The organism is Caballeronia glebae (genome assembly GCF_001545035.1).
Classification (GTDB): Bacteria; Pseudomonadota; Gammaproteobacteria; order Burkholderiales; family Burkholderiaceae; genus Caballeronia; species Caballeronia glebae.
In genome coordinates, this window is record NZ_FCOJ02000010.1 from 15,956 (window position 1) to 35,197 (window position 19,242).

A 19,242-nucleotide genomic window follows, 5' to 3' on the forward strand; every position below is an offset into this window, starting at 1 on the left:
GCTGCATGAATACGTGCGCGCGCGCTCATAAGATGCATAAGCCGATAACCTCGATGCGCGTGCGACATCATCAATAATCGTTCCCGATGAATCGCGTTCGCGCATCATGCGAGCACCAGTTCCAGTTCGCCGATGCGATCGATCGCGCCATGCAGCATCCCCGGTCCGTCGACGCGATATGCGCCCGTGTAGGAACCCGTGGTGATGGTCCAGAACGGCTCGACGGTCAAACCCATGCGCGAACAATGGTTGACGAGCCACGGCAGCAATTCGCGCGGATCGCCCGCGGGATTGCCGAGCGCGGCCGGCTCAATCGATACGCCGTCGAGCGTGAATTCCAGTCGCGGTGTGAGAAAGTCGAAGCCGGGCGCGACGACGTCGTAAGGTTCCATGCCCGACACGACGAGCGCGCCGTTATTCTGCGAATCGGCGAGTTGAGCCAGCGGATCGAGATTGGGCCATTGAGCGAAACGGCTGTCGACCACTTCGAGCGCGACCGCGACGCCGCCTATCGCATCGAGTACTTCCTCGCGTGTGTAAGGGTCGGGTCGCGCGGGCAGCGCATAGGCGAAGCGGAACGCGACTTCGAGTTCCACCAGCACGCGGAAAAACGATTGAAAAGTAAGGCGCGCGGGCGAAACGTGGACAAGCGAGACGTCGATGGGCGCGCCCGTGGCGAGCGCGTCGGGTGCGCGCGCCCCGATCTTCCAGGCGCCGATGCGCGCATCCGACTCTCTCAGCATCTCGTGCTGGATCGCGTAGGCGGTGGGCGCGTCGGCGGGAATGTCGGCGGACTCCAGCGTTTCGATCAGCTGATGCCGGCGGCGGGCGTCCGCGAGCTTCGCGGCGAGTGTCGATCCGGTCATGTCGATATCCTCGTGTGAGCGGTGATGCACCCCTCAGTGTACGGGTTAGCGGATCGACGTTGGTCGCGCGCGTGTGCATTCGCGCGCATTCGCGGACCGCGCGCGGCTACGCGCCGCGCGTCATGCTCAGAACGTCTCCCAGTCGCCGCCCGCGACCGCGGTCGCCGGCGCTTTCGGTGCGGGCGACGGCGCGGCTGCGGCGCGTTTGGCAGGCGCCGACGTCGTCGTGGCGGGCTTCGCGCTCACGCGCGTCGTTATCGTTGCACGCGATGCAATTTTCACCGGCTGCGTCGATGTAGCCGCACTGGCAGCGAGAGCAGCAAGCGGCGCGCCGCCGTCCGCCACCTGGAACACAGCCACCGCCTGCCGCAGTCGCGCGGCCTGGTCTTCGAGCGACTGCGCGGCCGCCGCCGCTTCCTCGACGAGCGCGGCGTTCTGTTGCGTCACTTCGTCCATCTGCGTGACGGCGCGCGACACCTGTTCGATGCCGCTCGACTGCTCCTCCGACGCCGCCGCGATCTCGCCCATGATGTCCGTCACGCGCTGCACCGCGCCGATGATCTCGTTCATCGTGCGGCCGGCTTCGTCGACGAGCGTGGTGCCCGTGCGCACGCGCGCCACCGACGTATCGATCAGCTCCTTGATTTCCTTCGCCGCCGCCGACGAGCGCTGCGCAAGGCTGCGCACCTCGCCCGCGACGACCGCGAAGCCGCGCCCTTCCTCGCCCGCGCGCGCCGCTTCGACGGCCGCGTTGAGCGCCAGAATGTTGGTCTGGAACGCAATGCCCTCGATGATCGAAATGATGTCCGCGATCTTCGACGAACTGCCGTCGATCTCGCGCATCGTGTCGACGACCTGCGTCACGACCGCGCTTCCCTTGCCGGCGATGGCCGACGCGTTCGCCGCGAGCGCGCTCGCCTGCCGCGCGTTGTCGGCGTTCTGGCGGACGGTGCCCGTCAGCTCTTCCATGCTCGACGCGGTTTCCTGCAGCGCCGATGCCTGTTCCTCGGTGCGCGACGAGAGATCCGTATTGCCCGCCGCGATCTGCTGCGTGGCGGACGCGATCGATTCGCTGCCCGAGCGCACCGTGCGCACGGTCGTCAGCAGGCTTGCGCGCATTTTGGCGAGACCTTCGAGCAACTGGCCCATTTCGTCGCGCGACGTGACGGCGACCTCGCGGCGCAGATCGCCCGCTGCGATGGCTTCGAAATGACCGAGCGCGGCTTCGAGGGGCCGCGCAATCGCGCGCCTGAGCGAAACCCACGCGAACACGGCCGCCGCCAGGCCGAGCGCGATCGCGCCGAGGCTCAGCGCGCGGAACCACTGGAAGCGGTTCTGGGTCTCTTCGTAGCTCTTATGGGACGCTTCGGTCAGATGCTTGCGCAGCGCGTCGTTCGCGTTGGCGAGTTCGTTGTACGTGACCTGCATCGCCTTGGCGTTCGCGATGATGCCGTCGTGATCGTTCGCCATGACCGCCGCGACGCCCTTGTCCACGATGCCCTGCAGCGCGAGGCGCTTGTCCTGCGCGGCGTCGGCGAGACGCCTTTCGCCCGGCGCTTGCGGCAGCGCCATGTATTCCTTCCAGTAGCCGTCCGCGCGCTCGCGCATCATGCGCGCGCGCTCGACCGTCGACGCCACTTCCGGCGTGCCGGCGAGCAGCGCCGCGCGATCGAACACGAGCCGTTCGCGTGCGGCATACATTTCCGCGTTGCCGACGGCGATCGCCGCAGGCATCTGCACCGAATAAGTGTCTTGAAATGCGCCGTTGGAGTGACTCATGCCGGTGAGCCCCAGCGCGCCGATCGCGATGAGCAGCGCACCCAGAAACGCCATCGAGATACCGAGGCGCGCCTTGATCGTCAAAGCATGTTTCATTGAGTTTTCCCTGATGCCGCTCGCAAGCGGGGTCGTCGTTTCGTGACTGTGCGCGCGCGCCATCGCGCGGCCGCTATCGATGTAAACGGCGCGAAAGAGTCGGCACTTGAGGAAATTATTTCGTATGAAAAGAAAACGGCGCGTCAGACGCGCCGTGTTTTCAACGATCGTTGAAAAGTTATGCTGAAATTTCGCTGCGGTGCGGAATCGATGGCTGCGCGCCCTCGCGCGTCACCGCGATGGCCGCCGCGCGCTGGCCGAACGCGATCGCGTCCATTGCCGCCGCGCCGCGCGCGAGTTCCGCCGCGAAGCCGCCGATGAACGTGTCGCCAGCGGCGGTCGTATCGACCGCTTCGACGCGCGGCGACGCCAGATGAACGCCGTCGTCGTGTGCGCCGTCGAGCAGCGCGAGCACGCCTTGCGCGCCGAGCGTGACGATCACGTTGCGCGCGCCCTTCGCCTTGAGCGCCTGCGCGGCACGGCGCGCGTCGTCCGGCGTGTCGATGGCGACGCCCGAGAGCGTCGCGGCTTCGAGTTCGTTCGGAATCAGATAGTCGACGAGCGGGAACCAGTCCGGCGGCAGCTTGCGCGCGGCGGGCGCGGGATTGAGGATCGTCGTGCGTTTCAGGCGCCGGCCAGCGGCGAGCGCGGCGCGCACGGCGTCGGCCGGCGTTTCGAGCTGGCACACGATGACATCCGCTTGCGCGATCAGCGCGTCCTGCGCCTCGATGCGCGCGGGCGTCACTTCGGCGTTGCTGCCCGCGACGATCACGATCGCGTTCTGGCTCGCGTCGTCGACGACGATGAGCGCGACGCCCGTCGGCGCGCTCGCACTGGTCGCGAGCGCCGTGCAGTCGATGCCTTCCGCTTCGAGGCTGCCTTTGAGCGTCGCGCCGTTCGAATCGTCGCCGACGCAGCCGATCATCGCGACGTGCGCGCCCAGGCGCGCCGCGGCGACTGCCTGATTGCCGCCCTTGCCGCCCGGCACCTGCGCGAACGCGTGGCCGGCGAGCGTTTCGCCCGGTCTCGGCAGGCGCGGCGCGCGCGTCACCAGATCCATGTTGAGGCTGCCGACCACGGTCACGCGGCCGGTTTTGGCACTTTCGCCCATCTCGTTTCCTTTACTGAACCGCCGTTGTTACGCCTTCGCACCGCGCGACTCGGGCACCACCGCGGTCGATTCGCGGAGCACGAGGCGCGGCGCCACCACGCGCCGGCGCGTCGTGCCGGCCAGCTTGCCGGTGATGCGGTCGATCAGCGTCTGCGCGGCCATTTCGCCCAGCGCGCGCACCGATTGTCCCACCGTCGACAAGGCCGGATAGGTGTAGCGCGACAACTCCACATCGTCGAAACCGATGATCGAACAATCCGTCGGCACGTTGATATGACGTTCCGCCGCCGCACGCAGCGCGCCGATGCCCATCATGTCGTTGCACGCGAAAATCGCCGTCGGCTTCATGTTGTCGAGCAATAGCGAGGCCGCGGCGTAACCGCCCGTCGCGGAGAAATCGCTCTGCTGGATCGCATTCGGCTCGATCTCGATGCCGCGCTCGGCCATCGCGCGGATGAAACCGTGCAGACGCATCGCGGAAACCGCCGTCGCAACCGGCCCGGTAATGCAGCCGATCTTCGAGTGCCCGAGTTGCAGCAGATGCCGCGTCGCGAGATACGCGCCCTTTTCGTGGTCGATCTGCACGAGGTCCGATTGCAGCCCCTCGATATTGCGATCGACGATCACGAGCGGCTCGCGTGCGCCCGCAAGACATTGCGCGAGCACCGAATCCTCGCCCGCCGATGCGATCACCAGCCCGTCGATGCGCTTTTCCTGCAGCACGCGCAAATAGCTGCGCTGCTTCGCCGGGTCGTCGTCGGAGTTGCAGAAGAACACGCAATAGCCGTTCTTCGCGCAGCCGTCCTCGACGCCGCGCGCAAGCTCGGCGAAATACGGGTTCGTCGCGTTCGGCACGAGCAGGCCGATGGTCGCCGTCGAGCGCGCCTTCAGCGAGCGCGCGACCGCCGACGGCACGTAGTCGAGCTCAAGGATCGCCCGCTCGACTTTCGCCCGCACGTCGGCCGATACCGGCCGCGAGTTGTTCACTACGTGGGATACCGTCGTAAACGACACCCCGGCAATGGCTGCCACGTCTTTGATCGTCGCCATACATCGTCCTTCGCTTCTCTTAGGTCTTGCTGCTTTTATTGGTCGTAAGGCGTCCGGCGCGACCAACTTTCATGCGCCGCTCACTTCCCCGCGCCCTGCCTGCTTCATTGTGTGCCGCCGTGGCGAATCCCCGTCCGCCGCTGCCTGCCTGATATCGCCTGCTATCGCCTGCTACCGCCGCCGGCCGCTTCTCCGCCCTGTGCGGAGCCACTGCCTGCGCCGTCCCTCGATCAAACCCGCTTTCTTCTGCTGCGGTATGTATCCAGCACCACCGCCACCACGATCACCGCGCCGGTAATGATGCGCTTGGTCGGCTCGTTCGCGCCGATCTGCGCCAGTCCCGCCGCCAGCACGGAGATGATCAACACGCCGAAAAACGTGCTGATGACCGAGCCGCGCCCGCCCATCAGACTCGTCCCGCCGATCACGACCGCCGCGATCACCTGCAGCTCCAGCCCCGCGCCGGCGTTCGGATCGGCCGCCTCCAGCCGCGAGATCTGAAACAGCGCCGCGAGCCCGGAGAGCGCGCCCATCAGCGCGAAAACGATGACCTTGTAAGGCCGCGGATTCACGCCCGCGAGACGCACGGCTTCCTCGTTCGTGCCGATTCCTACCAGATATCGGCCAAAAACCGTCCGGGTCAAGACCAGATGGGCAATTATCATGACCGCGACCGCCATCAGGAACGCGGGCGAGATGCCGAACGCGATCGGATTCGACAGAAAATCGAACGCATCGCCGATGTACGCCGTGCGCGAGTTCGTCATCTGATACGCGAGTCCGCGCGCGCCTTCGAGCACGCCGAGCGACACGATGAACGACGGAATCCGCCACGCCACGGTCACGAGGCCGGTCACGGCGCCCGTGAGCGCGGCGGCCGCGAGTCCGATCAGCGCGGCCGGAAACGCCGGCCAGTGCCATTTGAGCGCGGCCACGCTCACCACCGATGCCCCCAGCGCCAGCACCGAGCCGACCGAGAGATCAATGCTCGCGATGATGAGCACGAACGTCATGCCGACCGACATCACGACGAGATCCGGAATCTGGTTCGCGATCGTGCTGAACGTGTCGTACGTCAGAAAGTGCGGGCTCAGCACCGAAAAGAGCGCGATCATCGCGGCGAGCGCGCCCGCGAGACCGAGGTAATTCGAAAGCCCCAGGCGCGTGCCGACGCCTTTCGTGCTCTTCGGTGCGTCGGCGGGCAGGTTCGCTTCGCTCATTCAATGCTCCACGTTGTCTTCGGGCGCTTTCGCGTCCGGGACGATGGGTTCGTGCATGATCGCCTCGCGCTTCGCGTAACCCGAGAATGCCGCTGCGAGCAGCGCGTCCTGCGACCAGTTCGCGCGCTCGAACACGCCCGTCATGCGGCCCGCCGACATCACGCCGATGCGGTCGCAGATCAGCATCAGCTCGCGCAGATCGCTCGACACGACGACGAGCGCGCGTCCTTCGCGGGCGAGCGCGCCCATCAGCCCGTAGATGTCGAACTTGGCGCCGACGTCGATGCCGCGCGTCGGCTCGTCGAACAGCAGCACCGAGCAGTCGCGCGCGAGCCAGCGGCCGATCACGACCTTCTGCTGGTTGCCGCCCGACAACTCCGACACCGCCTGCGCCGGCCCCGACGTGCGGATGCGCATCGCGTCGATCTGCCGCTGCGCGAGCGCCGCTTCGCGGCGCGTGTCGACCACGCCGTGACGCGCGACCGCGTTCAAATTGCCCAGTGAAACGTTCGCGGCGATCGGCAAGGTAAGCAACAGGCCCTCGCCCTTGCGATCCTCCGTGATCAGCGCAATGCCTTCGGCGACCGCATCCGACGGCGATTGCACCGACACGCGCCGCAGCGCCTGCCCGTTGCGCGCGACCGACAGCGTGCCCGCGTCCGCGCGATCCGCGCCGTAGATGAGCCGCATGAGCTCGGTGCGGCCCGCGCCGATCAGCCCGCTCACGCCGAAAATCTCGCCCGCGCGCACTTCGAACGACACGTCGCGGACCGCGGGCAGCCGCGTCATGCCTTCCACTTTCAGCGCGACATCGCCGATCCGGCGCTCGCCCAGATCGATGCGCTCGCCGAGTTCGCGCCCGACCATCAGCGTGACTAGCCGGTCGCTCGTGAGTTCGTCCATCGGACCGACGTGTACGAGGCGTCCGTCGCGCAGCACGGCCGCGCGCTCGGCGATGCGCCGCAATTCTTCCAGCCGGTGCGAGATGTACACGAGCGCGACGCCGCGCGCCTTCAGCCGCTCGACCTGCTCGAACAGCAGATCGACTTCGCGCGCGGTGAGCATCGCGGTCGGCTCGTCGAGAATCAGCACGCGGCAATCGCCGATCAGATTGCGCGCGATCTCCACCATTTGCTGATGCCCGATGCCGAGACCGCCGACGAGCGTGTCCGGATCGATCGCGTCGAGCCCGACCTGCGCCATCGCGTGACGCGCATCTTCTGCGAGCCGCTTGCGATCGATCCAGCCGATGCTCTTGCGCGGCAAACGGTTCAGAAACAGATTCTCCGCCACCGACAAGGTCGGCAGCAGATTCAGCTCCTGCATGACCATGCGCACGCCGAGCGACTCGGCCTCCGAGCGGCTTTTCGGCGCGTAGGGCTGACCCGCGAGCGTCATCGTGCCGGCGGTCGGATCGGCGAGACCGCCGATGATCTTCGACAGCGTGCTCTTGCCCGCGCCGTTCTCGCCGGTCAGCGCGAGCACTTCGCCCGCGACGAGATCCAGCGACACGTCCGCCAGCACCGGCTCGACATAAGTCTTGCCGATGCCCGTCACCGTCAGCACGTTCGCATCGTTCGGTCCGGTCATGGGGCGCTTCAAGGCTCGCTGTGCATCCACGTGGTTGTCCCGCATGGCTTCGGAAAACGGCCCGCGCCTTTGTGGGCGCGGCTCGGAGCGAATTCCCAAGCCTCGCGCGGAAAGCGTGGCCGAAGTGCGCGGACCGTGCCCGCGCCGTCTGCCTTCCGCGCTCGTCAGTGTGTTATCGGCACGCCGGCCGCGAACTTGAGATTTCGGTTTCGCGCCGGCTTACTTCGTCACGATTACTTCGTCACGAGATCGACGGGCGTTTCCACGACCTGCGAAAGCTCCGACTGCTTCTTGTGGCCGGAAATCGCCTTCAGCGCCACGTCGATGCCGAACACCGCCTGCTTCGCCGCGTACTGATCGGCGGTCGCGAGCACGCGGCCGTCCTTGAGCATCGGCTTGATTGCGCCGATGTTGTCGAAGCCGACCACTTGCACCTTGCCCGCCTTGCCCGCCGCGCGAATCGCCGACACGGCGCCGATCGCCATGTTGTCGTTGTCGCACAGGAGCGCCTTCACGTTCGGATTGGCGTTCAGGATCTGCGAGGCGACCGCGTTGCCCTTGTCGATTTCCCATTCGCCCGATTGCAGCGCAACGACCTTCATGCCGGCCGCGTCCATCGCTTCCTTGAAGCCCGCACTGCGCGCCTGGGAGTTCGTGGTGGTCGTCACGCCTTCGATGATCGCGACTTCGTCGCCCTTCTTGAGACGCGGGGCGAGATAGTCCCCGACCTTTTTCGCGCCCTTCTTGTTGTCCGGTCCGACGAACGGCACATTCAGATTCTTCGACTTGAGCACGTCCGGATCGAGCCGGTTGTCGATGTTCACGACGATGATGCCCGCGTCCGCCGCCTTCTTGAGCACCGGCACGAGCGCCTTCGAATCCGCCGGCGCGATGATGAGCGCGTCGACCTTCGAGACGATCATCTGCTCGACGATGCGAATTTGCGCCGCCGTGTCGGTCTCGTCCTTGATGCCGTTGGTGATCAGGTCGAACTGGCCGGAGTTGTGCGCCTGATAATCCTTCGCGCCGTTTTCCATCGTCAGGAAGAACTCGTTGGCGAGCGACTTCATGACGAGCGCGACCTTGGGCTTGCCCGCGGCTTGCGCGAATGCGGACGACGAGGCGAACGGCAATGCGGAGCAAAAGGCGAGCGCGACGGCCGCTGTCAGGACGCGTCGGCGGATGTTTCGGTTCATGCGAATCTCCATGCTTTTTCTGATTTGTTGGTCTCGCGAGATGCTGCGAACACGAGCAACGCGTTGCGATCCGCGCCGGGCTTGTCGCGCGCCGAAGCCTTCGATCGCCCTTTCGCGCGCGGTTGAACGTTTGCTCGCCGTCGATTCTCGTTAAACAGACGCCGAAGGTCAATCGGGCTAACGTGTAGTGCTGCACATACGACAACGCCGTCGAACCCTTGCTCGGCGGCGTTTCTGGCTGCTCGTGGGCAACGTGTTGTTGCGTTCTTGTTGCGCGAGTCAGAGATCTTCGACCGACTGCCCTTCCACCTTGTTGTCGATGATGTCGCGCGCGTAATCGATACCGGCGCGCGTCGCGTCGATCGGACTGTCGAACGGTTCCTGCTCGGGCACGCCGAACATCTCCGAGCGGCCGCTCTCGCCGTGCGCGCTCTTCGCGATCGTCACGACGATGTCGAAGTGGCGCGGGCCGTCGTCCGGCTCGTCGCGTTCCTTCGCGCGCCGCAACGCCTGCACCTTTATTTCGAAGCCTTTGTAATGGTCGGACAGCGGCGTGGACATGAACCCTCTCCTTTTTCGTTGGACCTGCATCGCACGATCATACGTCGGCGTCACCGGTCGTGCGGATCGCCGGCGATGAAAGGTACTTGCAAGCATCATTCCCGCGGCCCGGGCGCTTCGCCTCCCGATTTCACCCTATCCCGCACACCGCTCATATTGTGTTTGCCATAATGCGCGGGCGACATGCGGATAAAGACACGCGCCGTCGAACAATAACCGTCACTCAAAGGGAGCGTCACATGACTATTCGAGCCACCGCCCTCATCGCCGTGCTGAGCCTGACGCTCGGCGCGAATGCAGCCTTCGCCGCCAATAGCCAGCAAAGCAAGATGACCGATTGCAATAAACAGGCGGGCGACAAGAAAGGCGACGACCGCAAGGCCTTCATGAAGAGCTGTCTGTCCGCCGCACCGGCCGCCGCATCCGCGCCGATGACGCAGCAGCAGAAGATGACGACATGCAATCAGCAGGCGGCCGACAAGAAGGGCGACGACCGCAAGACCTTCATGAAGAGCTGCCTCAGCAACAAGGGCTGATCGCACCGCGCCCACGTTCGTTCACGCCGCGCCGTTCGCGCGCGGCGACCCTTGCGAATTTACGCTGTCTACCGGCCGATATTGCACTGCACCCAAGCTTCTGATTCGCACCGTCGTCTTTTTCTCATAAGATGGCGCGAAGGCGGCCCCTCACGAATACAAGATAAACGCCATCGGCCGCCGCCGTTTCGAGCGAGGCGAAAGCCCGCATGGAGGCATTGGATGGCATGGAGACACAAGAACCGCTGGTTCCGGCGGTGGCTCGTGACGATCACGTTCTGGTTCGTGCCGGTGCTGATTATTGCGGTGAATGAAGCGCGCGAGGAGATGGCGTACAACAACGTCGATCTTCAGAAGGCGCTCGCCGCCTGGGAACTGACCGACGCGCAACGCGCGGCCGGCGCCACGGCGCGCTGCCACGGCGCGCCCGACGAAGCGCGCGCCGCCGGTTGCCCCGCCGATGTCCTCGCGACCAACGCGGCGAAGCATCAGGAAGCACTCGACGAATACGCGCATCGCAAGGCGACGCTTGCGGATTATCTCTGGCACGCGTTCGTCGGCTACTGGATCGTGCCCGCCGTGTCCCTGCTGGTATTCGGCATGTTGATCGGCGGTGTAAGGCGCGCACTGCGTCGCCCGGAGCGCGCGCCGTCATCGCATCCGGCCGAAGTAAAAACGACGACCCATCCGTGAGCGACGCGCGGGTACGGTCGTTGCTACTTCCTTCAGCGGTTTTCTCGTACGACCTTAAGGCGGCATCACGAAAATTCTGCTCGCCTTGGGCTACACTTCGGGCGAAAACTCCGTTTCCATTTCGGTTTGGTTCGAGCTTCGTCTAACCTTGTATGAGGCGGAGCGCGTCATCGAAAGTTTTATGTAATTCGACGTGTTGCTCGACAGTTATGGGGGACGGATTCGGAGTAAGCTAGGTGCGCATTGCTTACCCGAATGTTGCGAAGCCTGAAGACCCAGGCCTGACAAGGCTTTCGGCGCACGGGGCGGGGTTCGCATTTCAAGTTGCTGTGCTATAACTTTGCGTGCCTTACCCTCCCGCTCTATGGGGTTTCCTAAATTCCACGATGGAGAACAATGATGCAAAGACGAAACTTCATGCTCAAGTCGACCGCAGTTCTGGCGCTGGGAGGCCTCGCGCTTGCCGGCTGCACGGCCAACCGGAACGCCGGCACCGAAGCGGCCGCGGGCGCCCCCGATGAACGTCGTTCCATCGACGCAGATGTCGACAGCACGATTCAGCGTCTCTATTCCACCGTCGGCGGCTCGCGCGAGCTGGTCTCGAAAGCGCGCGGCGTTCTGGTGTTCCCGTCGGTGCTTCAGGCCGGCTTCATCGTCGGCGCGCAGTACGGCAAGGGCGCGCTGCGCGTAGGCGGCAGCAGTGTCGGTTACTACAGCACGACCTCCGGCTCGTTCGGCCTTCAGGCAGGCGCGCAATCGAAGGCGCTGATCTTCCTGTTCATGACGCAAGATGCGCTCGACAAATTCCGCAATTCCGACGGCTGGTCGGCGGGCGCGGACGCATCGGTGGCGCTGGTGAAGATGGGCGCGAACGGTGTGATCGACACGACCACCGCCACGAAACCTGTCGAAGCCATTGTGCTGACCAACGCCGGCCTGATGGCCGACGTGTCGCTGCAAGGCACGAAGGTGTCGCGCCTCAAGAACTGAGCGCATCGCGACTTCTCTCGCGGCACATGCAAAACCGCCGTGTGGTGCGACCTTCGGGGTCGCGCCGCACGGCGGTTTTTTGCTTGCCGGAGGATCGGATCAGCGCGTCGTCGCGCGATCGATCACCTTGAAGCGCGCGCGCTTTTGTGCGCGCACGACTGACTGATAGGCTTCGAGATATTGCCGCGCCATGCGGTGCGACGTGAAGCGCTCCTCGAAGCGCTGGCGCACGCGCTCGCGCGACAAGGTATGCAGGCGATTCACCGCGGCCACCGCCCCGATTTCGTCCTCGACGATGAAGCCCGAGACGCCCTCGTCCACCACTTCCGGCACCGAGCCCCGATTGAATGCGATGACCGGCGTGCCGCATGCCATCGCTTCGATCATCACGAGGCCGAACGGCTCCGGCCAGTCGATCGGGAACATGAGCGCATGTGCGCCCGACAGGAATTCCGCCTTCTGATTGTCGTTGATCTCGCCGACGTATTCGACATACGGCAACTTCAGCAGCGGCGCGATTTCGCGCTCGAAATACTCGTGATCGGCGAAGTCGACCTTGGCGGCGATCTTGATCGGCAGACCGCAACGGCCCGCGATGCGAATCGCCGTATCGACGCGTTTTTCCGGCGAGATGCGTCCGATGAACGCGAGATACTTCTGCTCCACCGGCTGCGGCACGTAAAGCGCTTCGGGCAGCCCGTGATAAACCGTGCTGACCCACTTCGCCTGCGGCAGCGGATGACGCTGCGCATCGGAGATCGAGATTACGGGCGCGGTGTTGAACGTGTCGAACACGGGCTGCTGCTCGGGAAGATCGAGGCGGCCGTGCATCGTCGTCACGAACGGCGTGTCCTGGCGCTTGAAGAGCGAGAACGAGTAATAGTCCATGTGAAAATGCAGGACGTCGAACTCTTCGGCGCGGCGGCGCACGAGTTCCATCAGCAACATGTGCGGCGCGATGCGATCGCGGATCGCCGGATCGAGCCGCAGCGCGCGCGGCCACACGGGTTCCAGGCTGGCGCTGGTTTGCGAATCGCCGGTTGCGAAGAGTGTCACGTCATGACCGAGTTCCACAAGCGCCTCGGTAAGGTACGACACGACGCGCTCGGTTCCACCGTAGAGCTTCGGCGGCACGGATTCGGTCAGCGGAGCAATCTGGGCAATTCTCATCGTTCTCGTCTCCATGCGGATATCGACTTGCGGCGGACTTCGCATGCCAGCGGCGGCGCGTCGAGTATGACAGCGAAGCGTAAGGGCGGCCAAGGAGGTTTGCCCTTACGCGTCAGCTCTCTCTTGCGCCCTCCGTCGATGCCTGTCGCGCGCCGGATATCGCCGGCACGATGAACGCATTATCGAGTGCGAACGCGCCCGTCGCGGCCGTCGCTTGCACTTTCATCGCTCTGTTACAGGGCCGAAACAATCGTTTCGCGAGACGGTTACAGCGAGACGGTTACGGCTTGGCGTCGCCGCGCAGATCCCTGAGGAAATCGTCGCGCCATACGCCGAGATTGTTCTTGCGCAGCGCGGTCATGTTGGTTTCGTGGCGCTCCTGGCGCTCGGCGAGCGGCATCGCGAGCGCCCGCCCGATCGCCTCGCTCGTGCCGACGATATCGTGCGGATTGACCATCACCGCGCCGGTCATTTCATCGGCCGCGCCGGCGAATTGCGAGAGCACGAGCACGCCCGGATCGCCGGGATTTTGCGCCGCGACGTATTCCTTCGCGACCAGGTTCATGCCGTCGCGCAGCGGCGTGACGAGACCGATCTGCGATTCGCGAAAGAGCGACATCAACTTCCAGCGGTCGTAGCGCTGGTTGAGATAGCGGATCGGCGTGTAATCGAGCCCGGAATAACGCCCGTTGATGCGCCCCGCTTCGTACTCCAGGTTCTGACGGATCTGCTGATAGGTTTCGACATCCGCGCGCGTGGGCGGCGCGATTTGCACGAGTGTGACGTTGCCGCGCCACTCGGGCGACTTCTCCAGAAAATGTTCGAACGCGCGAAAGCGCTCGACGAGTCCCTTCGAGTAATCGAGCCGGTCCACGCTCATGATGAGCTTGCGGCCTTCGAGGCTCTGCTTCAGATCCATCACGTCCTGACGCGCCTCGCCGCGCTCGGCCTGTTCGGCGATTTCATCGGGAAACACGCCGATCCGATAAACATTCGTCCGCAGCTTTCTGCCGAACGCTTCGACGTGGCCGTCGGGCGTCGCGGTGCCGTGCGCGTGCCGGATGATGTAATCGTGAAACGCGACGCGATCGCTTTCGGTCTGAAACCCGACGACGTCATAGCAGCACAGCGATTTCACCAGTTCCTCGTGCGGCGGAATGTTCAACAGAATCTGCGGCGACGGAAACGGAATATGCAAAAAGAAGCCGATGCGGTTCGTGATGCCCGCCGAGCGCAGCGCTTCGGCGAACGGGATCATGTGATAGTCGTGGACCCAGATGATGTCGTCGGGTTCGAGCAGCTTGATGAGCTTGTGCGCGAGCCACGCGTTCACGCGCCGGTAGCCCGCGTATTCTTCGCGCTCGTAGACGGCGAGATCGTTGCGATAGTGGAAGACGGGCCACAGCATCGCGTTCGAGAAGCCGCGGTAGTACTGGTCGTAGTCCTTCTTCGGCAGGCCGACGGTGGCGAAGGTCACTGCGCCGTCCTGTTCGAGCTTCGGCCCCTGATTCGCGACGGTTTCGCTCACGACGTCGCCGCTCCAGCCGAACCAGACGCCGCCGCTGTCCTTCAGCGCGCCGAAGACGCCGACGGCAAGGCCGCCCGCTGAGCCCTTGGTTTCGGTCGGCGTGGCGACCCGGTTCGATACGACGACGAGACGGCTCATAGAATTTCCCTTTCCTCTTCAGACGTTACTGTTTTCAGCATAAACCTGTAATTTTCGACCGGAAAACGCCGCGCGGGTTTCCGTCATGTCTTTTCGGCCGCACCCGGCGCCGTGGACGCCGCCGCGTGCGCCCTCGGATCGGGCCCGGTTTGCTCGCCGCGGCTCGCGACCGGATCGGCGGGCGTGTTCGCCGTGCTCGCCGCGTGCGCCGCGTCCGCTCTTTCGAGCGGCGGCGCGAAATCGACATGAGTGTCCTTGTCGGTCGACAAATCCGCCCGCGCGCGCGGCAGATAATGCGGATACGCCGCCTGCACGAAGTTCACGAGCCCTTCGCGCACGCGGCAACGCAAATCCCAGTTCAACGCCGAATCGAACGAACTGACGAGCACGCGGAGTTGCATGGCGCGATCGGTGGCGTCGGTGACTTGCAGCACCTGCACGCGGCCATCCCATTCCGGCGCGTGCGCGAGTATGCGCTCCAGCTCCTCGCGCAGCGGCGCGATCGGCATCCGGTAATCGACGTACAGAAACACCGTGCCGATGATCTGCGAACTGTTGCGCGTCCAGTTCGTGAACGGATTTTCGATGAACCACTGCAACGGCACGATGAGCCGCCGCTGATCCCAGATGCGGATCGACACATACGTGCCCGTGATTTCCTCGACGCGTCCCCACTCGCCCTGAATCACGACGACATCGTCGAGACGAATCGGCTGCGACAGCGCGATCTGCAAGCCCGCGATCAGATTGCCGAGCACCGGCCGCGCGGCGATACCGGCGACCAGTCCCGCGACGCCCGCCGAAGCCAGCAGGCTCGCGCCGATCTGCCGCACGCTCGGAAACGCCATCAGCGCCCCGCCGAAACCGATGATCACGATCACCACCATCACCGAGCGCGCGAGCACGCGCGCCTGCGTGTGGATGCGGCGGGCGTTCAGGTTGTCGTCGGTGTCGAGCGGATGCGCCTGCACGATCGCCTCGCCCACCGCGCCCGCCGAGCGCGCCGCGAGAAACGTGAGCGCGACGATGAGCGCGACGGTTTCGACATCGCGCAGCACGCCGATTAACGGCAGCGTATCGGGCGCCTCGAAAATCACGAAACCGATCCCGAGAATGATGAGCAGGATGAGCGCGGGCGTGTCGACGTAGCGCAGCACAACGCTCATCAGCGGATAAGGCCGCGCGAGGCGCACGAGGATGCGCGCGCCGACACGATGCGCGCCCACGGCGGCCGTCACCGCGATGACGAGCACGACGAGCGCGCCAGGCCAGGTGCCGAGCGGGCGTTCCGCGAGATCGAGGAAGTGGTCGAATGAGAGCATGAGCGTCGCGGGATCGGCCTCGATAAAGTGAAAGCGGCGAGGTGGATACGGCGGTCGCATCGCGCCGATGCGGGATGCTGCCGATTGCAGCGGATGCAGCGGATTGCAGCCGCGACGGTCGTCCGGGCGCGGCCGTCGCGTTCATCGCGTGAGCCGAGCAAGACGCCAGGACGCGCGGTGGCGTCGCGGGTCACGATGCGCTTAGCGTTCCGCCTTGCAGGGAAACGCCTTGCCGAGGCCGAGCGAGACCATCGTGGTCGCGTTGAAGTCGGCTTTATCGGGATTATTGGCGATGTACTTGCGCACCGCGTCCGTGAGTTGCTGCGGCTTCACGTCCGCCGGCAGGCAAAAGTACTGGCCGACCTGCGGCCCGGAGGTTCCGCCGATCGCCTCGATCGTGTTGTAGATGCCGTCCGCCGCGCCTTCGATATAGGCCGCGCAGGCAGTCCGCGAGTTGGGATCCGTTTTGGTGCAGAGCTTGTTCAGATCGTTGCCCGTAAACGCGAACGCACAGACGGGCGTCGCGAGAGCACAGGCGAGGACGAATTCCCGCAGCATGGTCTTCCTTTTATGTTGAGCGGCGGCTCGATTGGAGCAACGGGTTGAGGGCAACGCGCGGCCGCGCCTGACCGCGTTTGCCCCTGGACTCGAATGTCGCGCCGTTATTTTGCACCGTTTGAGCCGCTTTGCGCAGCGCCGCCGCCACCGCCCGCGCCACCGGCGGCACCTTGAGGCATCGAATCGAGGCGCGCCTGCAGACCTTCGGCGACGTCCTTTTCGTTGTACTTGCGGGCAAAATCCACTGCCGTCATGCCAAGCTGGTTCTTCACGCGCAGATCGGCGCCTTCGTCGAGCAGCAGCTTGCAGGTCGAAAGATGCCCGCCGCGCGCGGCCATCATGAGCGGCGTCGTGCCGTTGGGCGATCCCGCGTCGATATAGGCCGAATGATCGACCAGAATCTTCACGATATCGTCATGGCCGTTGGTCGCCGCGTAGTGCAGCGGCGTCCAGCCTTTCTTGGTCACTTCGGCGTCCTTGGCGATCAGCAGATTCACGAAGGTGGCGTCGCCGTTGAGCGCGGCGAGCATCATCGCGTTTTCGCCGGCGGGGTCGAGCTTTTCGAGATCGGTCTTCGGATTGTCGGCGAGCAACTGCCCGACCTTGTCGGACTTCTCGCGCGCGGCGATCACGATGATCGGCGTGCCGGTGTTGTCGACCGTGTTCGGGTCCGCGCCCTGCGCGAGCTGTTTCTTGACGGCCGATACGTCGTCGAACTTGACCGCCTTGATGAGCGAGTCCACGGAGGCGGCCCAGACCGGCTGAGCGATCGTGCAGGCCGCGAGCAGCGCGCCCGCGACGAGACCGCGCACGGCCGCGCCTTTACGTGTTTCGCGTGCATCGAGGGCGCGGGAAACGTTTGGCGCGCTCGCTGCGCACGGAGTGGAATTCATCGGGGAATTGTTCATAAGTGACCTTCGGATTGCCTTGAAACTGGTTTTTGCGCGCGGGCCGGCCGCTTTCAGACGGGCCGCGCGATCTTGAAGAGCCGGAAGAAGTTATCGGTGGTCGCCTGCGCCACGGTCTCTTCCGGCTGCTCGCGCAACTGCGCGATGAAACGTCCGACATAACTCACGTAAGCAGGTTCATTCGGCTTCCCGCGATACGGCACTGGCGCCAGGTACGGCGAATCGGTCTCGATGAGCAAGCGCTCGATCGGCACGCGCCGCGCGACGTCGTGCACCTCCGTCGCCTTCTTGAACGTGACGATGCCCGACAGCGAGATGTGAAAATTCTGCGCGAGCGCCCGTTGCGCGATCTCCCACGGCTCGGTGAAACAATGCATGACGCCGCCCGGCACGTCCGCGCGCTCTTCCTCCATGATGCGCAGCGTGTCGTCCGACGACGAACGCGTGTGGATGATGAGCGGCTTGCCCGTCCGATGCGCGGCGCGAATGTGCGTGCGAAAGCGCTCGCGCTGCCATTCCATCTCGGCGATGCTGCGCCCTTCCAGCCGATAGTAGTCGAGGCCGGTCTCGCCAATCGCGCAAACTTTCGGATGCGCCGCCAGCTCGACGAGTTCATCGACGCTCGGCTCCTGCGCGTCCTCATGATCCGGATGCACGCCGACGGACGCATAGACATTCTCGTACTGTTCGGCGATCGCGAGCACCGAAGGCAGCGTCTCCAGATCGACCGACACGCACAGCGCGTGCGTGACCGAATGCGCGCGCATCTTGTCGAGCACGTCGGGCAGACGGTCCGCCAGCCCTTCGAAGTTGATATGGCAGTGTGAATCGACGAACATCGGTGCTCCTTAATGCAATTCTTGCGTCGCGGCTAGATGTTTTCAGGCCGTATAGATTCCGCGATAGCCAATGAACAGTTCCTCGAACACGAGGCGCGCGTTCAGCGGATGATTTTCCACCGCGCGCTGCCGCGTGACGGTCTTCATGTAGCGCGCGAGCGCAGCCGGATCGGCGCTTTGCGCGCAACGGACGAGCGCCTTGGCCGCGCCGGGAAAATAACGCGGGCGGCTCGCCGTGCGCTGCGCGAGCAGATCGTAGAGCCAGCGCTGCAGCCAGCCGAGCACGAGCGGCACCGGCAGCTTCTGCAGGTTCTCGCCACATGCGAAGGCATCGCAGTTCGGGCCGGCGGCGAGTTGCGCGAGCGTGAAGTCGCGCAAGGCGCGGTTCTCGTCGTTCGCCAGCGCGAGCGCGGCAAGCGGCGCGCCGCCGGCCTGCGCGAGCACGGCCGCGGGATCGTCGACGCCTTGCGACGCGAGCCATGCGCCCGCTTCCTTCGACGGCGGCACGCTCATCGGCCATTGACGGCAGCGGCTGATGATCGTCGGCAAGAGCCGGTCGACGCGCGCCGACACCAGCAGGAAAACGACGCCCGACGGCGGTTCTTCGAGCGTCTTCAACAGTGCATTCGCCGCCGCCGCGTTGAGCGCCTCGGCCGGAAACAGCACGACGACGCGCAAGCCGCCCCGATGCGAGCCCACGCCGCAAAAATCCAGCAGCGCGCGCACCTGCTCGATCTTGATTTCCTTGCTGGGCGCGCGTGTCTTCTTGCCCTCGTCGCCGTCGGCTTTATCGGAGGGCGCATCGGCCGAGTCGCCGCTTCCGGCGGCCAGTCCCGCGAGGGCTTCGGGCAACACCGCGCGGTAATCGGGATGATTGCCTTGCGAAAACCACCGGCACGCCGGACACGTCCCGCACGGCTCGCCATTCGCGGCGGGCGTCTCGCACAACAGTCCCTGCGCGAGATGCTGGGCGAATTGCAGCTTGCCGATGCCCGCTTCTCCGTGCAGCAGCAGCGCATGCGGCCAGTGCGCGCGCAATTGCTGGAGACGCTTCCAGTCGTCGCTTTGCCAGGGATAGATCATCGATATAT

At 64.9% G+C, this 19,242-nt stretch carries 18 protein-coding genes; 3 read left to right on the forward strand and 15 right to left on the reverse strand.

Features of this window, described 5'->3' with window-relative positions; all coding sequences use genetic code 11:
* Positions 1 to 104: 104 nt before the first annotated feature.
* The 8 genes from AWB82_RS09070 to AWB82_RS09105 all read right to left on the reverse strand — a co-directional run bounded on the left by AWB82_RS09070 (position 105) and on the right by AWB82_RS09105 (position 9,469).
* Positions 105 to 866 carry a hydratase gene (locus tag AWB82_RS09070; protein ID WP_086966804.1) on the reverse strand — a complete coding sequence of 254 codons (762 nt, stop codon included), beginning with the start codon at positions 864 to 866 and terminating at the stop codon, positions 105 to 107.
* 126 nt (positions 867 to 992) lie between these two features.
* Complete coding sequence (locus AWB82_RS09075; protein WP_086966919.1) at positions 993 to 2,741, reverse strand: methyl-accepting chemotaxis protein; 1,749 nt, start codon at positions 2,739 to 2,741, stop codon at positions 993 to 995.
* Between the two features lie 178 nt (positions 2,742 to 2,919).
* Entirely contained in the window at positions 2,920 to 3,852 is a 933-nt protein-coding gene (gene rbsK, locus AWB82_RS09080; protein ID WP_086966805.1) for a ribokinase, read from the reverse strand.
* 27 nt (positions 3,853 to 3,879) lie between these two features.
* A complete protein-coding gene (locus tag AWB82_RS09085) occupies positions 3,880 to 4,902 on the reverse strand; it encodes a LacI family DNA-binding transcriptional regulator (protein WP_086966806.1) in 1,023 nt (340 codons plus the stop codon).
* 230 nt (positions 4,903 to 5,132) lie between these two features.
* A complete protein-coding gene (locus tag AWB82_RS09090; RefSeq protein WP_086966807.1) occupies positions 5,133 to 6,122 on the reverse strand; it encodes an ABC transporter permease in 990 nt (329 codons plus the stop codon).
* Positions 6,123 to 7,712 carry a sugar ABC transporter ATP-binding protein gene (locus AWB82_RS09095; protein ID WP_086966808.1) on the reverse strand — a complete coding sequence of 530 codons (1,590 nt, stop codon included), beginning with the start codon at positions 7,710 to 7,712 and terminating at the stop codon, positions 6,123 to 6,125.
* Between the two features lie 233 nt (positions 7,713 to 7,945).
* On the reverse strand, positions 7,946 to 8,908 hold the full coding sequence (locus tag AWB82_RS09100; RefSeq protein ID WP_086966920.1) for a sugar ABC transporter substrate-binding protein: 963 nt from the start codon (positions 8,906 to 8,908) through the stop codon (positions 7,946 to 7,948).
* A gap of 279 nt (positions 8,909 to 9,187) precedes the next feature.
* A complete protein-coding gene (locus AWB82_RS09105) occupies positions 9,188 to 9,469 on the reverse strand; it encodes a hypothetical protein (protein ID WP_086966809.1) in 282 nt (93 codons plus the stop codon).
* 239 nt (positions 9,470 to 9,708) lie between these two features.
* On the opposite strand from AWB82_RS09105, the gene AWB82_RS09110 reads away from it, so the two are divergent.
* From AWB82_RS09110 to AWB82_RS09120, 3 genes are all read left to right on the forward strand, one after another.
* Positions 9,709 to 10,005, forward strand: coding sequence for a PsiF family protein (locus AWB82_RS09110; protein ID WP_086966810.1), 297 nt, complete (start codon positions 9,709 to 9,711; stop codon positions 10,003 to 10,005).
* A 222-nt stretch (positions 10,006 to 10,227) separates the two neighbouring features.
* Positions 10,228 to 10,698: a hypothetical protein gene (locus AWB82_RS09115; protein WP_086966811.1), complete on the forward strand. Its 471-nt coding sequence runs from the start codon at positions 10,228 to 10,230 to the stop codon at positions 10,696 to 10,698.
* Between the two features lie 399 nt (positions 10,699 to 11,097).
* Positions 11,098 to 11,688, forward strand: coding sequence for a BPSL1445 family SYLF domain-containing lipoprotein (locus tag AWB82_RS09120; protein ID WP_086966921.1), 591 nt, complete (start codon positions 11,098 to 11,100; stop codon positions 11,686 to 11,688).
* A 99-nt stretch (positions 11,689 to 11,787) separates the two neighbouring features.
* On the opposite strand, the gene AWB82_RS09125 is transcribed toward AWB82_RS09120, so the two are convergent.
* The 7 genes from AWB82_RS09125 to AWB82_RS09155 form a co-directional block, all read right to left on the reverse strand.
* A complete protein-coding gene (locus tag AWB82_RS09125) occupies positions 11,788 to 12,858 on the reverse strand; it encodes a glycosyltransferase family 4 protein (protein ID WP_086966812.1) in 1,071 nt (356 codons plus the stop codon).
* A gap of 280 nt (positions 12,859 to 13,138) precedes the next feature.
* The gene (gene otsA / locus AWB82_RS09130; protein ID WP_086966813.1) at positions 13,139 to 14,524 is read right to left on the reverse strand and encodes an alpha,alpha-trehalose-phosphate synthase (UDP-forming); all 1,386 of its coding nucleotides are present in this window, start codon (positions 14,522 to 14,524) and stop codon (positions 13,139 to 13,141) included.
* A gap of 83 nt (positions 14,525 to 14,607) precedes the next feature.
* Positions 14,608 to 15,846: a mechanosensitive ion channel family protein gene (locus tag AWB82_RS09135; protein ID WP_086966814.1), complete on the reverse strand. Its 1,239-nt coding sequence runs from the start codon at positions 15,844 to 15,846 to the stop codon at positions 14,608 to 14,610.
* Between the two features lie 201 nt (positions 15,847 to 16,047).
* Positions 16,048 to 16,404, reverse strand: a complete 357-nt coding sequence (locus AWB82_RS09140; protein ID WP_008349679.1) for a Rap1a/Tai family immunity protein — start codon at positions 16,402 to 16,404, stop codon at positions 16,048 to 16,050.
* A gap of 104 nt (positions 16,405 to 16,508) precedes the next feature.
* On the reverse strand, positions 16,509 to 17,297 hold the full coding sequence (locus AWB82_RS09145) for an ankyrin repeat domain-containing protein (protein WP_086966815.1): 789 nt from the start codon (positions 17,295 to 17,297) through the stop codon (positions 16,509 to 16,511).
* A gap of 68 nt (positions 17,298 to 17,365) precedes the next feature.
* A complete protein-coding gene (locus AWB82_RS09150; protein ID WP_086966816.1) occupies positions 17,366 to 18,151 on the reverse strand; it encodes a TatD family hydrolase in 786 nt (261 codons plus the stop codon).
* Between the two features lie 42 nt (positions 18,152 to 18,193).
* Positions 18,194 to 19,234, reverse strand: a complete 1,041-nt coding sequence (locus AWB82_RS09155; RefSeq protein ID WP_086966817.1) for a DNA polymerase III subunit delta' — start codon at positions 19,232 to 19,234, stop codon at positions 18,194 to 18,196.
* Positions 19,235 to 19,242: the final 8 nt, after the last annotated feature.

Coding starts and splice junctions, on each gene's coding strand:
- AWB82_RS09095 (WP_086966808.1), bottom strand. CDS start 7,712: ATGACCGGACCGAACGATGCGAACGTGCTGACGGTGACGGGCATCGGC.
- AWB82_RS09125 (WP_086966812.1), bottom strand. CDS start 12,858: ATGAGAATTGCCCAGATTGCTCCGCTGACCGAATCCGTGCCGCCGAAG.
- rbsK (WP_086966805.1), bottom strand. CDS start 3,852: ATGGGCGAAAGTGCCAAAACCGGCCGCGTGACCGTGGTCGGCAGCCTC.
- AWB82_RS09155 (WP_086966817.1), bottom strand. CDS start 19,234: ATGATCTATCCCTGGCAAAGCGACGACTGGAAGCGTCTCCAGCAATTG.
- AWB82_RS09100 (WP_086966920.1), bottom strand. CDS start 8,908: ATGAACCGAAACATCCGCCGACGCGTCCTGACAGCGGCCGTCGCGCTC.
- otsA (WP_086966813.1), bottom strand. CDS start 14,524: ATGAGCCGTCTCGTCGTCGTATCGAACCGGGTCGCCACGCCGACCGAA.
- AWB82_RS09115 (WP_086966811.1), top strand. CDS start 10,228: ATGGCATGGAGACACAAGAACCGCTGGTTCCGGCGGTGGCTCGTGACG.
- AWB82_RS09120 (WP_086966921.1), top strand. CDS start 11,098: ATGCAAAGACGAAACTTCATGCTCAAGTCGACCGCAGTTCTGGCGCTG.
- AWB82_RS09145 (WP_086966815.1), bottom strand. CDS start 17,297: ATGAATTCCACTCCGTGCGCAGCGAGCGCGCCAAACGTTTCCCGCGCC.
- AWB82_RS09110 (WP_086966810.1), top strand. CDS start 9,709: ATGACTATTCGAGCCACCGCCCTCATCGCCGTGCTGAGCCTGACGCTC.
- AWB82_RS09140 (WP_008349679.1), bottom strand. CDS start 16,404: ATGCTGCGGGAATTCGTCCTCGCCTGTGCTCTCGCGACGCCCGTCTGT.
- AWB82_RS09070 (WP_086966804.1), bottom strand. CDS start 866: ATGACCGGATCGACACTCGCCGCGAAGCTCGCGGACGCCCGCCGCCGG.
- AWB82_RS09105 (WP_086966809.1), bottom strand. CDS start 9,469: ATGTCCACGCCGCTGTCCGACCATTACAAAGGCTTCGAAATAAAGGTG.
- AWB82_RS09075 (WP_086966919.1), bottom strand. CDS start 2,741: ATGAAACATGCTTTGACGATCAAGGCGCGCCTCGGTATCTCGATGGCG.
- AWB82_RS09150 (WP_086966816.1), bottom strand. CDS start 18,151: ATGTTCGTCGATTCACACTGCCATATCAACTTCGAAGGGCTGGCGGAC.
- AWB82_RS09085 (WP_086966806.1), bottom strand. CDS start 4,902: ATGGCGACGATCAAAGACGTGGCAGCCATTGCCGGGGTGTCGTTTACG.
- AWB82_RS09135 (WP_086966814.1), bottom strand. CDS start 15,846: ATGCTCTCATTCGACCACTTCCTCGATCTCGCGGAACGCCCGCTCGGC.
- AWB82_RS09090 (WP_086966807.1), bottom strand. CDS start 6,122: ATGAGCGAAGCGAACCTGCCCGCCGACGCACCGAAGAGCACGAAAGGC.